The sequence below is a fragment of the Azospirillum largimobile genome, assembly GCF_977007025.2.
Window position 1 is genome coordinate 128,720 of sequence record NZ_CDRMUA020000002.1, and the last position, 15,557, is coordinate 144,276.

Below are 15,557 nucleotides of genomic sequence, written 5' to 3' on the forward strand. Positions count from 1 at the left end.
GGAAGGGAAACAGCGGAATGGGGATGCGTGACGCGATGGGGCCGACGGGCATGGGGATGAAAGCCAAGGGAATGCGGGCTTGCGGCGCGCTGCTGCTGGCCGGGATGCTGCTGGCGGGCTGCAGCGTCGGGCGGATCAACAGCCGCGACTTCGCCCAGCCGGGTGCCGCGCTGCCGGCCGGCGCAACCGTCGCCGTTCTGCCGTTCGAGAACCTGACCAACCACCCCAACGCCGGCCAGATCGCCGCCGATCTCGTCTCCACCGAACTGTACGGCGTCGGCAGCGTCCGCACCGTGGAGGCCGGCCGGGTCCGCAGCCGCCTTGCAACCCTGAAGTCGGCCGACGCCGGTGCCGCCGCGGTGCCGGAAGCCCCCGCCGATGCTCCGCTCGACGCGCAGGCCGCCGGCCGGGCGCTGGGGGTGGATGCGGTGCTGGCCGGCAGCGTGTCGGAATACGGCTATCAGCACGGCCTGCGGGAGGAGCCGGTGGTCGGGCTGAACGCCCGGCTGGTGCGGGTGTCCGACGGCGCCGTTCTGTGGACCTCCAGCCAGTCGGAGGCCGGGCGTGGCTATTTCAGCCGCGACAGCGTCAACAATGTCGCCCAGCGCGTGGCGACGCGCATGATCGACAGCCTGCGGCCGGTGGTCGCCGCCACTCCCTGAGGCTCGGTCCGACGATGAGCAGCCAGCCCCCCGCCGTCCCGGCAGCCACGATCCCCGCCGACGGTGCGCCCCGCCGCCGCTGGCTCGGCCTGCGTCCGGTGGCGCTGCTGGAACTCGTGCTGTTCTTCGCCGTGGCGCTCGGGCTGGATGTCTGGCTCGGCTCCGGGCTGCGGTTCGAGGGGGTGCAGCCGCATCCCTTCTGGATCCCGGTCCTGCTGCTGGCGATCCAGTACGGCACCAACGAGGGCGTGCTGGCGGCACTGGCCGCATCGGTGGCGCTGCGGCTGGGTAACGTGCCGGACGCCGGCATCAGCCAGGACCTCTACGACCATCTCTTCACCCTGACGCGCGAACCGATCCTGTGGCTGGTCGCTGCGGTGCTGTTCGGCGAACTGCGCATGCGCCAGCTGCGCGAGCGGGAGGAGCTTCGCGCCGGCCTTGCCACCGCCCGGCAGGAGGCGGAGGCCATCGCCCGGTCCTACCGCGCCCTGAAATCGGTGAAGGAAAGCCTGGAAACCCGCGTCGCCGGCCAGCTGCGCACCGTCTTCACCCTCTATCAGGCCGCCAAGTCCATCGACCGGCTGGACGAGGGGGAGGTGATGCTGGGCGTCGCCGACCTCGTGCGCACGGTCATGAAGCCTGAGAAGTTTTCGCTGTTCCTGCTGAACAACGACGTGCTGGAATCGGTGACGAACGAGGGCTGGGACGACGAGAACGACACCTACGCGCGCTGGTTCGACAGCGGCACCGCCCTGTTCCAGCAGGTGATCGCCCGCCAGCGCCAGGTCTGCGTCAGCCGCGCCGAGGACGAGCGCATCCTGGCCGGCGAAGGCGTTCTGGCCGGCCCGCTGGTCAGCAGCGACACCGGCGAGGTGGTCGGCATGGTGAAGATCGAAAGCCTGGGCTTCACCGACCTCAGCGTCAACACGGTCGAGAATTTCCGCATCCTGTGCGAATGGATCGGCACCGCGCTGGCCAAGGCGCGCCAATACCGCGCCGCCAACGAACAGCGGGTGTTCACCGACGACGCGCTCTATTCCTCCAGCTACATCGGCCGTCAGGCGGAGTTCCTGGCCCTGCTCGGCCGCCGCATGGGGTTCGAGACGACGGCCATCACCATCCGTCCGACCGGCATCGCCCGCCTGTCGGTGGGCCAGCGGGCGGAGCTTGCCGCCGCCATCGGCGAGGCTGTGCGCGGCAGCCTGCGCGACACCGACCTCGCCTGCGACTTCGGCCATCAGGGAACGTCCTTCGGCGTCGTGCTGGCCGGCACGCCGCTGGCCGGCGCCCGGCTGGTGGAGGCGAAGCTCGAACGGGCCGTCCGGCAGGCGCTTCCCGCTGCACTGGCCGACATCACCATCGGCTTCACCACGCGGCGGATCGAAGCCCCCGCGGATGGCCGGGTAGAGAACCGGCTGGACGGGCTGGAGGTGCGATGAGCGCCCCGACCCCCGCCGCTTTCGATGGTCTTCCCGGCGACCGGCCGTCCGCCGGCGTGGGCGAGCTGCTGCTGGTGGCGCCGGCCGCCGGCCTGCTCGACGCCGCGGTGGCGGCCTTTGCCCTCTCGGGACCTCCCTTCGCCCTGCCGATCGGCGCGGTGCTGCATCTGGCGCTCTGCGGTCTGGTCGGGCTGTGGGTGCGCGGTCTGGTGCGGCGCGGGCGGGACCTGCGGCTGGCCGGGCTTCTGCTGGTCACCATGGTGCCGCTGGGGCCGGTCGGAGCCGCCTGCACCGTGGTGACCGCGGCGCTGCTGGCGCTGTTCAGCCGCTATGCCACCGGGTTCCAGGACTGGTATCTCTCCCTCTTCCCCGACAGCGAGACCGGACCCGCGCGCGAGCTGTACGAACTGATCGTGACAGGGCGGGAGAACGCGCATCTCGCCGCCGGCGATTCCTTCACCGACGTGATGTGGATCGGCTCGCCGCAGCAGAAGCAGGCGGTGATCGCGCTCGTCGCCCGCCATTTCCGTCCCGCCTTCACGCCCGCGCTGAAGGCCGGCCTCGCCGACGCCGACCCGTCCGTCCGCGTCCAGGCCGCCACCGCCACCGCGCGGGTGGAGCATGAGTTCAACGAGCGTTGGCTTGCGCTGGACCATGCGGCACGCGACCGGGCGGAAGATCCGGACGCCCTGTCCGCACTCGCCCGCCATCTCGACGATTACGCCTTCTGCGGCCTGCTGGACGCCAACCGCGAGGCGGAGATCCGGGAAAAGGCGCTGGAAGGCTATCGCCGCAGCCTGGACCTTGCCCCCGACGACGACACCATCCGCCTCGACCTCGGCCGGCTGCTGCTGCGCTGCGGACTGGCGGCGGAGGCGGCGGCGCGGCTGGAGCCGCTGGTCGACCGCACGCCCGACCGCCGTATCCTCTACTGGTACGCCGAGAGCCTGTTCCGGCTGGGCCGCTTCGCCGAGCTCCGCGCGCTTCCCGCCCGCCGGCCCGACCTGCTGGGCGACGAGGAGGCGTTGCCCCACACGTTGCGCGACGTGTTCGCCCTCTGGCGCGACGATCCGCCATCGACACCGCCGGAGGCCGTTCCCCCGGTGGCCGGTGCGAAGGAGCTTGCCGCATGAGCCGCAGCACGCCTCTGCCGGAAGCACCCTTTGCCCCCAAGGCCGATGTCTGCCTGCTGATGGAGGGATCCTATCCCTATGTCGCGGGCGGCGTGTCGACCTGGACCCATGACCTGATCCGCTCCCATGCCGACCTGACCTTCCATGTCGTGGCGCTGGTCGCCGACCGCAGTGCGCGCCAGCTGGCATACGAGCTTCCGCCCAACGTCACCGGCTTGACCCATGTCTATCTCCAGGATCCGCCCGCCGGCTGGCGCTGGCAACCCGGCACCGCGCGGCTGGTGGCGGCGCTGGAGAAGCCGCTCGGCCGGCTGCAGCAGGGCGGCGGGCTGACTGAGGTGGCCGAGGTGCTGCGGCTGCTGGCGCCGCGGCGCGGCCGGGTCGGCAAGCGGGCGCTGCTGAACTCCGAGGACGCCTTCCAGATGGTGGTGCGCATGTGCAGGGCCGCCCTGCCGGACGCCTCCTTCCTCGAATATTTCTGGGGTAGCCGCGCGCTGATGAGCGGGCTGTTCGCCACGCTGCTGGTGCCGATGCCGCGGGCCTCCGTCTATCATGCCGTCTCCACCGGCTATGCCGGGCTGTTCGCCGCGCGGGCGAGGCTGGAGACCGGACGGCCGGCGCTGCTGACCGAACACGGCATCTACACCAACGAGCGGCGCATCGAAATCCTGATGGCCGAATGGCTGTTCGAGGGCGGCGACACCTCGCTGGTGCTCGACAGGAAGAAGCGCGATTTGCGGGATCTGTGGTTGGACACCTTCGCCAGCTACTCCAAGGCCTGTTACGACGCCTGCGACCGCATCATCACCTTGTACGGCGGAAACCAGGAGTTCCAGCGCCGCCAAGGCGCCGATCCGGCCAAGCTGATGATCGTGCCCAACGGCATCGACTACGCCGGCTATTCCCAGGTGCGGCGCGCCCCGGAACCGCGCCCGCCGACCATCGCCCTGATCGGCCGCGTCGTGCCGATCAAGGACGTGAAGACCTACATCCGCGCGGCCGCCATCCTGCGCGAGGACATCCCCGACCTGAAGGCGATGATCCTCGGACCGCTGGAGGAGGATCCCGGCTATGTCGAGGAATGCCGCACCATCGTGACCCATCTGGGGCTGGAGCAGACTGTGATCTTCGCCGGCCGGGTCAAGCTGACGGATTGGCTGGGCCGGGTCGACGCCATCGCGCTGACCAGCGTCAGCGAGGCGCAGCCGCTGGTGATCCTGGAGGCCGGCGCGTCCGGCGTGCCGACGGTGGCGACCGACGTGGGATCCTGCGCCGAACTGCTGCTGGGCCGCCCGGACGAGGTTCCGCCGCTGGGGCCGGGCGGGGCGGTGACGCCGCTGGCGAGTCCGCTCGACACCGCGCGGGAGCTGCGTGCGCTTCTGCTCGACCGCCCCTGGCGCGAGCGTTGCGCCCAGGCCATCGCCCGGCGCGTCGCCCAATCCTACGACAAGGTCGCCATCGACCGAATCTACCGCGCCATCTACGACGAGCACATCGCCATGCCGACACGGCCGACGCTTGACGAGTCCGAAGCGGGTGTGCCCGGCTCCGCCCTGAGCGGGGTGGCCTGAGATGGCCGGCATCGGCTTCGCGCTCCGCCGGCTGGCCCGGCGCGACGATTTGCTGGGCGTGCTGCAGGGCTACGCCCATTCCGCCTTCATCACGTCGGGGCCGTGGATGTTCACCATCTTGGCGCTGGCCGGCATCACCCTGATCGGCCGCGATCTGGTGGGGGTGGAGCAGTTGACGCTGTTCCGCGTGGTGGTGATCTACAATTTCTGCTTCTCGGTGGTCTTCACCGGGCCGCTGGTGATGGTCGCCACCCGCTATCTCGCCGACGCCATCTATGCCAAGGAGGTGGAGGCGGCGCCTGGAATGCTGCTGGCGACGCTGGGGCTTGCCTACACCATCGCCGCACTGACCGCCGGACCCTTCTATCCGCTGTTCAGCGGGCTGCCGCTGCCGGTGATGCTGGGCGGGTTGGCCAACTTCTTCCTGGTCTGCGGCATCTGGGTGGTGTCGATCTTCCTGTCGGCGCTGAAGGACTATCTGGCCGTCACCATCGCCTTCGGCGTCGGCATGGCGGTTGGCATGGCCGCCACGCTGCTGCTGGGCGACCGCTATGGTGCCGCCGGGATGGTCTGGGGCTTTTCCGCCGGGCTGGCGGTGATCCAGTTCGGTCTGATCGCGCGGGTGCTTGCCGAATATCCCTATCCCGTCGGCCGGCTGTTCGACTTCCTGTCCTACTTCAGGCGCTATTGGGACCTCGCCCTGATCGGCCTGCTCGCCAACGCCGCGGTGTGGACCGACAAATGGATCATGTGGTTCGCGCCGGAACGCGAGATCGTCTCCGGCGCCATGGCAATCTACAGCGCCTATGACGGCGCCATGTTCGTCGCCTACCTGACGACGCTGCCGGCGCTGACCCTGTTCACGGTGAACATCGAGACCCGCTTCTTCGAGCATTACCAGGGCTTCTACCGCGACATCCAGAAGCACGCGACCTTCGACCAGATCGCCCGCAACCACCGCGCCATCATCGCCGCCCTGCTGGACAGCAGCCGCAATCTGGTGATCCTGCAAGGCGCGGTCTGCGCCGTCTGCATCTTCCTCGCACCCACCATCGTCGGCGCCATCGGCCTGCAGTACCAGCAGATCGGCATGTTCCGCTTCGGCGTGCTGGGCGCCTTCTTCCAAGTGCTGTTCCTGTTCTGCACGGTGATCCTGGCCTATTTCGACCTGCGCGCGCGGAATCTGACGGTGCAGCTGGTCTATCTGGCCGCCAACGCCGGCTTCACCCTGCTGTTCAGCCGGATGGGCTTCCCGTGGTACGGCTACGGCTATTTCCTCAGCTCGCTGATCGCCTTTGCGGTCGCCTATCTGATGGTGGCGGACGCGGTGCGGCGACTGCCCTATTTCGCCTTTGTCGCCAACAACCCGTCGGTGCGATGACCCGCCTACTCCTGACCGTCGCGACGCTGGCCGCCCTCCTGCCTCATCTGTCCGCCGGAGCGCAGGAGGTGCTGCCCACCGACCGGACCGTCCCAGGCCATCTGCGCCCGCCCTTCCGCGCCTACGAGGCCCCGCCGCCGGGTCACGAGCCGCGCCCGCGCCGCACCGAAAGCCGCCGCGTCTACGCCCTGCCGCAGGGACTGAAGGGCCTCGCCACCTTCGACCGCACCCTGTCGCACCTGTGCCGGCGCGGCGCCTTCCTGCAGGAGATCGATGGCCTCTATTGGGCGGCGACGCCGGAGTTCCGCTATGGCGTCGCCTTTTCCGGCGGCGCCAACCTGTTGGATCCGCAGAACCGGCGCCAGCCCGGCAAGGTCTATTTCTTCCGCAACCAGGACAGCCGCTGCAGCGTCTGGATCGGCGATCAGGCGAAGCTGATGCCGCACTACATCGGCGGCTGACAGTCGGCGCCGCTCAATAACGCAGCGACAGCTTGAGTTTGGAGCCCGCGGCCGGGAGTGCGAAGGCCGACGCCTCGAAGGAGGGTGGGCCGGTCACTTCGGGATCGTTGCTCAAGGCATAGCCTTCCGTGGGGATCATGCCGAGGAAGCGGTTCATATCGCCGCTCGCGTCCTCGTCATGATAGGCCATGATCGCATAAGTGCCGGCGGGAAGGTCGCGGAAGACCACCTCCACCGTGCCGGGCGCCGCCGGAACAGCCTGGATGGCGCGGCTTTGCGCCTCCTTGCGGAAGCTGTCCGGGCGATCGTACAGGACGACCTTCACCTGCCCCGCCGCGTCCCGGACGGGGCCGACCGAAACGGCAAGGTCTGCCGCCGCCGCCGTGCCGTCCATGACCGTGCCGCCCGCGAACAGGGTTATGGCGGCGAGGAGAAGCGCGAGGTGTTTCATGGTCGTCCCTGTCCGGTCGTTCAGGCCGTGACCTTAGCCTTTTCCGCGAACTGGTCATAGGCTTCCAGCGCCTGCGCCGCATACATGACGGAGGGGCCGGCGCCCATGTAGACGGCCATGCCCATGGTCTCCATAATCTCCTCGCGGGTGGCGCCCTGCTTCACCGCGGCCTCGGCGTGGAAGGCGACGCAGCCGTCGCAGCGGATGGCGACGGCGATGCCCAGCGCGACCAGTTCCTTGGTCTTGGTATCCAGGGCGTTCGCCTTCAGCGCCGCCTGGGCCATGCCGGAAAAGGCCTTCATCACCTCCGGCGCGCCGCCGCGCAGTTCGCGGATGGCTCCGGACAGCTCGACCGTCATGTCGGGCCAGTTCTTGTGCATGAAACCTATCCTTCTGTGAGCGGTGGAGATCAGTTGAAGGCGCAGCCGGGGCGGGCGCCGGCCTTCTTCAGCACGATGGCCAGCGGGCAGAAGCCGGTGAAGGCGGCCTGCAGCATGTTCGCGCCGACGAAGGCGGGCAGCCACAGCCACGCCATGCTGTGAAGCTGCGACAGGGCGAGGCCGGCCAGGATGACGGTTCCGGCGAAGGCCATGACGATGCGGTCGATGTTCATGTGTCCACTCCGGTGAGAGTCCAACCGGGGCGTCGCCTTGCCCGGCGAGCCGCCAATGCATTCGTTGACGCTAAATTAGATTTATCTTATTAAATGGTCAAGCGTCAAACCGAGAGCCATAGGCCAGGGCTTCCCATCATGAGCACCCGCAAGAGCGCCCTTCCGGCGCTTTCCATTCTCGCCCTCCTGCTGTGTTGCCTTTCCACTCCGCTTGCGGCGGAGGAGGGCCGCGTGACCGTCGAAAGCCGCCCCGTCGAGGATCTGAAGTCCGTGTTCGCCACGGTGGACAGCGTCCGTCAGGCCAAGGCACGCACGCGGATCGGCGGCACGCTGTCCGGCCTGACGGTGCGGGAAGGCGACCGGGTGGCGGTGGGGCAGGTGATCGCCACGGTCGGCGATCCGAAGCTTCCGCTGCAGATCGCGGCGCTCGACGCGCGCCTGCAGTCGCTCCAGGCGCAGCAGCGCCAGGCGGAGATCGAGCTCGAACGCGCCCGCCAGCTTCGCGCCACCGGCATCGGCAGCCAGCAGAAGCTCGACGACGCGACGACCGCGCTCGACGTGGTGCGCGCCCAGATGGCCGCCATGAAGGCCGACCGCGCCGTGGTCGAACAGCAGCTTCGCGAGGGCAACGTGCTGGCCCCCGCGGCCGGCCGGGTCCTGCAGGTGCCGCTGGTCGACGGCGTCGTCGTGCTGCCGGGGGAGGCGGTGGCGACCATCGCCACGGAAAGCTATCTGCTGCGCCTGCGCCTGCCCGAGCGGCATGCCCGCTTCATGAAGCAGGGCGATCCCGTGCTGGTCGGCGCCCGCGGCCTTGCGCCGGATTCGGCGGCGGGCCTTTCCCGCGGAACGGTGCGTCGGGTCTATCCCGAACTGGAGGACGGACAGGTGGTCGCGGATGCCGAGGTCTCGGGCCTCGGTGACTATTTCGTCGGCGAGCGGGTGCGGGTTCTGGTCGCCACCGGCAGCCGCGAGGCGATCCTCATTCCGCAGGACTACCTGACCCGGCGGATGGGCCTGGACGTGGTGCGCCTCGCCGACGGGTCGGAGATCCCGGTGCAAGCCGGGCGGCCGGTTTCCGGCGACGATACGGGCGCCATCGAGATCCTGTCCGGCCTGCGGCCCGGCGACGTGATCGTGAAGGCGGGGGCGGCGCGATGAGGCTCGGCCTGTCCGGCTGGCTGACGCGGACCTTCATCCGCTCGCCGCTGACCCCTCTGATTCTGCTGGCCTCGCTGGTGGTCGGGACCGTCGCCCTGCTCTCCCTCCCGCGCGAGGAGGAACCGCAGATCAGCGTGCCGATGGTCGACGTCCATGTCCGCGCCGACGGGCTGCGCGCCGACGACGCGGTGGAGCTGGTGACCAAGCCGCTGGAGGAGATCGTCAAGGCGATCGACGGCGTCGAGCATGTCTATAGCCAGACGGTTGACGACGGCGCCGTCGTCACGGCGCGCTTCGTCGTCGGCACGCCCTCCGACAACGCCATCCTGCGCGTGCATGAGAAACTGCGCGCCAATTACGACCGCATGCCGCTCGGCATTCCGGAACCGCTGGTCGTCGGCCGCGGCATCGACGACGTGGCGATCCTGACGCTGACGCTGTTTCCCCACGCAGAGGCGGCGGCGCGCTGGGACGACAACGCGCTGTGGACGGCGGCCGACCGCATGCTGGCCGAATTGGTGAAGACCGACGATGTCGGCCTGACCTACATCGTCGGCGGCCGGCCGGACCAGATCCGGGTGGAACCGGACCCGGAACGTCTGGCGCTGGCCGGCGTCACGCTGAACCAGCTGGTCGAGAAGGTGAAGAACGCCAACCGCTCCTTCCAGGTCGGACAGCTGCGCTCGCGCGGCGGCAGCCTGCCGGCGGTGGCCGGGCAGACCCTGCAGGGCGTTCCCGACATCGGCCTGCTGCTGCTGACCACGCGCGACGGGCGCCCGGTCTATGTGAAGGACGTCGCCGACGTGATCGTCGGCGCCCGGCCGGAGGAGGCGCGGGCCTGGCATATGACGCCGGACGGCAAGGGCGGTCTGGTCCGCGTGCCGGCGGTCACCATCGCCGTTGCCAAGCGGGCGGGGGCGAATGCCGTGGTCATCGCCGACCATGTGCTGGGGCGCCTCGACGCCCTGCGCTCCGCCGGACTGCCCAAGGATCTGGAGGTCGCCGTCACCCGGAACTATGGCGAGACGGCGGACGAGAAGGTGGACGAGCTGCTGTTCCATCTGGCGCTCGCCACCCTGTCCATCGTGCTTCTGGTGGCACTTGCCATCGGCTGGCGCGAGGGGGCGGTGGTCTTCGTGGTCATCCCGACCACGATCCTGCTGACCATGTTCGCGTCCTGGGCGATGGGCTACACCATCAACCGCGTCAGCCTGTTCGCGCTGATCTTCTCCATCGGCATCCTGGTGGACGACGCCATCGTGGTGGTGGAGAACATCGACCGCCACTGGTCGATGCGCGATGGCCGATCCCGCATCCAGGCCGCCATAGAGGCGGTGGCGGAGGTCGGCAACCCCACCATCGTCGCCACCCTGACGGTGGTCGCCGCCCTGCTGCCGATGATGTTCGTCTCCGGCCTGATGGGGCCGTACATGAGCCCGATCCCAGCCAACGCGTCCGCTGCCATGCTCTTCAGCTTCTTCGTCGCCATGGTGCTGACGCCCTGGCTGATGGTGAAGCTGAGGCGCGGCGAGATGCCGCCCGCGCATGGCCATCATGGGGGCGGGGAGAGCCATGGCGGGCGTCTCGGCCGGCTCTATCTGGCGGCGGCGCGTCCGGTGGTGCGCAGCAGACGGTCGGCCTGGGTCTTCCTGCTGGCGGTGGGCGTCGCCACGCTGGCCTCGCTCCTGCTGTTCTACAGCAAGGACGTGACCGTCAAGCTGCTGCCCTTCGACAACAAGTCGGAGCTTCAGGTGGTCGTCGACCTGCCGGAGGGCGCCTCGCTGGAGGATACGGAACGCGCGCTGTTCGCCGCCGCCGACCGCATCGCCGGCCTGCCGGAGCTGACCGGCATCCAGGCCTATGCCGGCACAGCCTCTCCCTTCAACTTCAACGGCCTGGTCCGTCATTCCTATCTGCGCCGCCAGCCGGCCCAGGGCGATCTGCAGGTCAATCTGGCACCCAGGGCGGAGCGTGCGCGCGCCAGCCACGACGTGGCGATCGACCTGCGCCGGCGCCTTGCCGCCGTTCCCTTCCCCGCGGGAACCGTGGTGAAGGTGGTGGAGGTCCCGCCGGGGCCGCCCGTGCTGTCCACGCTGCTGGCCGAGGTTTACGGCCCGGATGCGGAGACACGTCGCGAGACCGCCGCTCTGGTCCGGGAGGCGTTCCGGCGGGTCGATTTCGTCGTCGACATCGACGGCACCGTCCGCCAGCCGGGGGAGCGCCTGCGCTTCGCGCTAGACCACGGCAATCTGGAGTTCTTCGGCGTCGAGGAGCAGGCGGTCTACGACACGCTGCAGGCGCTGCTCGGCGGCGTGCCGGTCGGCTATTCCCATCGCGGCGCCGGACGGCTGCCCATGGAAATCTCCGTCCGCCTGCCGAAATCGGACCTGTTCCTGTCGGAGCGCGTGCTGGCGACGCCGGTGCCCGGCCGGCGCGGGTCGGTGGAACTGGGCAACCTCGTCACCATGACCAGGGAGCCCGCCTCCTACACCGTCTTCCGGCGTGACGGGCGTTTCGCCGAAATGGTGCAGGCGGAGCTGGCCGGCAGTTTCGAGGCGCCGATCTACGGCATGTTGGCGGTGCAGGACCGTTTGTCGGAGATCGACTGGCGCGCCGTCGGGCTGGACCGCCCGCCGGAGGTGCGGCTGCACGGCCAGCCGGCGGACGAAACCCGACCCGTCATCCTGTGGGACGGCGAATGGGAGATCACCTATGTCACCTTCCGCGACATGGGGGCGGCCTTCGCCGTCGCCATCCTCGGCATCTATCTGCTGGTGGTGGCCCAGTTCGGCAGCTTCAAGCTGCCGCTGGTCATCCTGGTCCCGGTGCCGCTGACGCTGATCGGCATCCTGATCGGCCATTGGCTGTTCGCCGCACCCTTCACCGCCACCTCGATGATCGGCTTCATCGCGCTGGCCGGGATCATTGTCCGCAACTCCATCCTGCTGGTCGATTTCATCCGTCATCTGCAGGCTGGCAGCGGCGCGATCCGCGACATCGTGCTGGAGGCCGGGGCGATCCGCTTCAAACCGATCCTGCTGACGGCGCTGGCCGCGATGATCGGGGCGGCCTTCATCCTGACCGACCCGATCTTCCAGGGGCTGGCGATCTCCATGCTGTTCGGGCTTGCCAGCTCCACCCTGCTGACCGTGCTGGTCATCCCCGCCATCTACGTCGCGCTCCGCGGCGGGACCGCCCGCTAAGCGGACAGCGCCGTAGTGACGACCGCCAGCGCACGGTCGAGGTCGGCACGCGGGATGGTCAGCGGCGGGGAAAGCGTCAACACCGTCCCTTGCGAGATCTTCAGGCTGACCCCGCCCTCCAGTGCCGCATAGAATGCTACTTCCGCCCGGTCGGCTGCGCTGCGGCCGTCATGGTCGGCCAGTTCCACTCCGATCAGCAGCCCCGCACCGCGGATGTCGGCGATGCCGGGCAGAGCCGCGGTGTGGTCGCGCAGGCGGTCCAGCGCATAAGCGCCCAACTCGGCGGCGCGCTCCACCAGCCCTTCGTCGCGGATGATATCCAACGTGGTCAGGCCGGCGCGGGCGAGCAGCGGGTTCTTCTCGTGGGTGTAGTGACCGAGCGCGCGGTCGGCGGCGACGTCCAGCCCGGCGCGGGCGATCACCGCGGACAGCGGCAGCATGGCGCCGCCCAACGCCTTGCCCAACACCAGGATGTCCGGCCGCGCGCCGAACGGCTCGTGGCTGAACAGGCTGCCGGTCTTGCCGAGGCCGGTCGGGATCTCGTCGAAGATCAGCAGGGCGCCGGCCGCGTCGCAGGCCCGCCGGACCTCCGCCCAGAATCCCGGCGGCGGCACATAGGGCACGGCGCGCACCGGTTCCGCCACCACGGCAGCGACGTCACCCTCCTTCTCCAGGACATAGCGCAGCATCCGCGCGCATGTCATCCGGCAGGCATCCAGGTCGGGACCGCCGCCGGGGGCGGGGTCGAAGCCGTAGGGGCAGCGGGCGCAGGCGAAAGGCGCCACATGCTCCGCCCCCGGCAGCAGCGGCCCGATCCCGTGGGAGCGGAACAGTGCCTCGCCGCCGACGCCGGACGCGCCGAAGCCGGCGCCATGGAAGGCATCCCAGAAGGAGACGGTCTTGAAGCGGCCGGTGGCGACGCGGGCCAGCTTCAGCGCGATCTCGATCCCCTCCGACCCGCCGGGCGCGAACAGCACGCGGCTGCCGGGGCCGGTCGGGGCCAATGCCGCCAGCCGCTCCGCCAGTTCGGCAGCCGGCTCGCAGGCGAAGCGGCGCGGGGCGAAGCTCAGATCGTCCATCTGCGCCTTCAGCGCTGCCACCAGCCGGGGGTGGGCGTAACCGATGTGATGGACGCTGTTGCCATGGAAATCCATGAAGCGGCGGCCGTCCATGTCCTCGATCCAGATGCCCTCCGCCTTGCGGATCGCCGACAGGCAGGGGGTGGACAGCGACTGTCTCAGGAAGGCGGCGGCATCGCGCTCCACCAGGGCGCGGGAACGGGGGCCGAGCGCCTCGGCCATCCAGCGCGCGCGCCGTGGGCCAAGGTTGATGTCGCCTTCGGAACGGTCGGCCTGCATCGGGTCTTCCTTACTGTCAGTCGGTCCGTCAGCCGCCGGTCTTGCCGGAGCGTGCGGCGGCGCAGGCCTCGCGCAGCGTCGCGGAGAAGGGATCGAGCGCGCCGAGCCGGCCGGGCGCGAAGGGGGCGAGGTTTACCGGTCCCGGCTGGCCCAGGACGGCTGCCGCCACCGTTCGGCCGATGCCCCCCGACGCGGCGATGCCGGCACCGCAGCAGCCCGTCGCCATGAACAGCCCCTCCACCTCCGGAACCGGCCCCAGCACGAAGCGGCCGTCGGCGGTGTAGGTGGACAGGCCGGAGACGTAATGGGCGATGCCGGCCTGGAGCAGCGGCGGACAGAGCCGCGCCAATGCCTGCCAGCCCTCCTCCAGCGTCTCCAGCCCGCCGTCCGAATCGTCGAGGTCGAGCCCGGCCGTGTCGTGGGGAAGCCGTGCCAGGTCGAGCGCCAGCGACCGGCGCCCGCGCAGCCCGAACAGCAGCGCCCCCAGTTCCGGCCGGGCATAGGCGCCGGCATCGGGCATGACAAGCACGGGCAGGTCGTGGGGAAACAGGTCGGGGCGCGGCTCGGTGATCCAATACTGGCTGCGCACCGGCGCCTGCGGCAGTCCGACCCCGGCGGACCACGCCAGTCCGGCCGCCCAGGCTCCGGCGGCATTCACCACCACCGGTGCAGCGATGAAGCCCCGGTCGGTACCGATGCCCGCCACACGACCGCGCTCCACCCGGATCGCCTGCACAGACAGGCCGGTGCTGATCCGGACACCGGCATGGCGGGCCGATCGGCGGTAGGCGTCGGCCAGCCGCACCGGATCGATGAAGCCGTCCAGCGGCATGAAGGCGGCACGCTCGACCGCCTCGGTCGACAGGCAGGGGGCGAGGCGGGCGGCGCCGTCGCCGTCCAGCCAGTCCACCGGATCGGTGCCGGCGGTGACCAGGGTGCGTAGGGCATCGACGCGCGCGGCGCTGGCGGCGACATGCAGGGTGCCGACCCGCCGCAGGCCGAGATCCTCGCCCAACTCCTCTTCCAGGCTCGTGATCGCGGTGTAGGTGTCCCGCACCAGCGCCGCCGTCGCGACGTCGCCTCGGGCGCGGGTCAGCAGGGCGGCGGCCCGCGCCGTGGCCTGGGTCGAGGGCGGATGACGGTCGACCACCAGAACCGACCGTCCACCGCCGGTCCCCAGCGCCCGCCCCAGCGCCCAGGCGACCGCCAGCCCCAGGATGCCGGCGCCGACCAAGACGATGTCGGCGCTGTCGATAGGGGCAGGGCTTGCGGTCACGGCTTCTCGCCGCGCGCAAGCCGCGCTTCGATGGCGTCGAGCAGCGGCAGCGCCTCGGCCAGCGAGCGCACCACGTAATGGGCGCCGGCCCGCGCCAGCCGGTCGGCCGCCGCGGCGTGCAGCGCGTCGCGCCGGTCCTGTGCCAGCGCCTGCCAGTCGGCGAGCGGCAGGCCGACCTCGTTGCCGGTGTCGGCCACCGCGATGGTCCACATGCCGGCGTTCAGCCCCTCTTCCACATCGACGACGGTGTCGCCGATCTTCACGCAGGCCTCGACCGGTGAGACCGACAGCTCGACGACGCAGCGCAGAGCCATCGCCGGACCAGGGCGCCCGGCCGGCGTCTCCCCGGCGCAGACGGTGATGTCGGGCTGATAGCCCTGCGCGGCCGCCACCCGCTGCACCACATCCATCACTGGGCGCGGATAGCCGGTGGTCGAGCCGATCTTCAGCCCGCGTGCCCGCATGGCGGCGACCGTCTCCGCCGTGCCGGGGATCAGGTCGGAATGCTGTGCCACCACATCCACCTGCAGGGGCAGGAAGGTCTCATAGAGCCGGTCGACGTCGGCGTCGGTCGGGGCGGCGCCATGCACCGCGGTCCAGGCCTCGGCCACCGGCGCCATGCGGGTGATCGCCTGGATGTGGTGCCACTTGGCCATGCCCATGGGGGCGCGGGCCTGCTCCAGCGTGATGGTGACGCCGGAGCGGCGGAAGGCCTCCATGAAGGCGCCGGCCGGGGCGAGGCAGCCATGGTCCACCGTGGTCCCGGCCCAGTCGAGGATGACGGCCTGCAGCGGGCCGGTGTAGCGGCGCGAATAGACGAAGCTCATGGGATTGGGCTTTCGAGCGGAAGG

Annotated in this window: 14 protein-coding genes; 8 read left to right on the forward strand and 6 right to left on the reverse strand. The window is 70.1% G+C overall.

Features of this window, described 5'->3' with window-relative positions:
- The first annotated feature begins 17 nt into the window (after nt 1-17).
- From ACWPKK_RS13965 to ACWPKK_RS13990, 6 genes are read left to right on the forward strand one after another with little or no spacing between them, the layout of a single operon-like run.
- The gene (locus ACWPKK_RS13965) at nt 18-662 is read left to right on the forward strand and encodes a hypothetical protein (protein WP_452005030.1); all 645 of its coding nucleotides are present in this window, start codon (nt 18-20) and stop codon (nt 660-662) included.
- Between the two features lie 14 nt (nt 663-676).
- Nucleotides 677-2,101, forward strand: coding sequence for a GAF domain-containing protein (locus ACWPKK_RS13970; protein WP_452005033.1), 1,425 nt, complete (start codon nt 677-679; stop codon nt 2,099-2,101).
- The gene (locus ACWPKK_RS13975; RefSeq protein ID WP_452005035.1) at nt 2,098-3,234 is read left to right on the forward strand and encodes a tetratricopeptide repeat protein; all 1,137 of its coding nucleotides are present in this window, start codon (nt 2,098-2,100) and stop codon (nt 3,232-3,234) included. Before ACWPKK_RS13970 ends, ACWPKK_RS13975 begins: the two co-directional genes overlap by 4 nt.
- On the forward strand, nt 3,231-4,805 hold the full coding sequence (gene pelF / locus ACWPKK_RS13980; protein WP_452005038.1) for a GT4 family glycosyltransferase PelF: 1,575 nt from the start codon (nt 3,231-3,233) through the stop codon (nt 4,803-4,805). The genes ACWPKK_RS13975 and pelF overlap by 4 nt, the downstream gene beginning before the upstream one ends.
- Nucleotide 4,806: 1 nt before the next feature.
- A complete protein-coding gene (pelG, locus tag ACWPKK_RS13985) occupies nt 4,807-6,186 on the forward strand; it encodes an exopolysaccharide Pel transporter PelG (RefSeq protein WP_452005041.1) in 1,380 nt (459 codons plus the stop codon).
- Entirely contained in the window at nt 6,183-6,647 is a 465-nt protein-coding gene (locus ACWPKK_RS13990; protein ID WP_452005043.1) for a hypothetical protein, read from the forward strand. The genes pelG and ACWPKK_RS13990 overlap by 4 nt, the downstream gene beginning before the upstream one ends.
- 13 nt (nt 6,648-6,660) lie before the next feature.
- Here the strand turns inward: ACWPKK_RS13990 and ACWPKK_RS13995 are convergent, their stop codons facing one another.
- Genes ACWPKK_RS13995 through ACWPKK_RS14005 form a run of 3 tightly spaced genes read right to left on the reverse strand, consistent with a single transcriptional unit; the run spans nt 6,661 to nt 7,711 of the window.
- Nucleotides 6,661-7,098, reverse strand: a complete 438-nt coding sequence (locus ACWPKK_RS13995) for a DUF2141 domain-containing protein (protein WP_452005045.1) — start codon at nt 7,096-7,098, stop codon at nt 6,661-6,663.
- Nucleotides 7,099-7,118: 20 nt separating this feature from the next.
- On the reverse strand, nt 7,119-7,478 hold the full coding sequence (locus ACWPKK_RS14000) for a carboxymuconolactone decarboxylase family protein (protein ID WP_324868295.1): 360 nt from the start codon (nt 7,476-7,478) through the stop codon (nt 7,119-7,121).
- A 29-nt stretch (nt 7,479-7,507) separates the two neighbouring features.
- Complete coding sequence (locus ACWPKK_RS14005; RefSeq protein ID WP_108547940.1) at nt 7,508-7,711, reverse strand: YgaP family membrane protein; 204 nt, start codon at nt 7,709-7,711, stop codon at nt 7,508-7,510.
- A 138-nt stretch (nt 7,712-7,849) separates the two neighbouring features.
- On the opposite strand from ACWPKK_RS14005, the gene ACWPKK_RS14010 reads away from it, so the two are divergent.
- Together ACWPKK_RS14010 and ACWPKK_RS14015 are read left to right on the forward strand one after the other, a co-directional pair.
- Nucleotides 7,850-8,869, forward strand: coding sequence for an efflux RND transporter periplasmic adaptor subunit (locus tag ACWPKK_RS14010; protein ID WP_452005049.1), 1,020 nt, complete (start codon nt 7,850-7,852; stop codon nt 8,867-8,869).
- Nucleotides 8,866-12,072: an efflux RND transporter permease subunit gene (locus ACWPKK_RS14015; protein WP_452005052.1), complete on the forward strand. Its 3,207-nt coding sequence runs from the start codon at nt 8,866-8,868 to the stop codon at nt 12,070-12,072. Before ACWPKK_RS14010 ends, ACWPKK_RS14015 begins: the two co-directional genes overlap by 4 nt.
- Here the strand turns inward: ACWPKK_RS14015 and ACWPKK_RS14020 are convergent.
- Genes ACWPKK_RS14020 through phnX form a run of 3 tightly spaced genes read right to left on the reverse strand, consistent with a single transcriptional unit; the run spans nt 12,069 to nt 15,533 of the window.
- On the reverse strand, nt 12,069-13,430 hold the full coding sequence (locus ACWPKK_RS14020) for an aspartate aminotransferase family protein (RefSeq protein WP_452005054.1): 1,362 nt from the start codon (nt 13,428-13,430) through the stop codon (nt 12,069-12,071). The two genes, ACWPKK_RS14015 and ACWPKK_RS14020, sit on opposite strands and share 4 nt — an antisense overlap.
- A 28-nt stretch (nt 13,431-13,458) precedes the next feature.
- Nucleotides 13,459-14,706 (reverse strand): NAD(P)/FAD-dependent oxidoreductase, encoded by a 1,248-nt coding sequence (locus ACWPKK_RS14025; protein ID WP_452005057.1) that lies wholly within the window; start codon nt 14,704-14,706, stop codon nt 13,459-13,461.
- Nucleotides 14,703-15,533, reverse strand: coding sequence for a phosphonoacetaldehyde hydrolase (gene phnX / locus ACWPKK_RS14030; protein ID WP_452005059.1), 831 nt, complete (start codon nt 15,531-15,533; stop codon nt 14,703-14,705). The genes ACWPKK_RS14025 and phnX overlap by 4 nt, the downstream gene beginning before the upstream one ends.
- Nucleotides 15,534-15,557 lie beyond the last annotated feature (24 nt).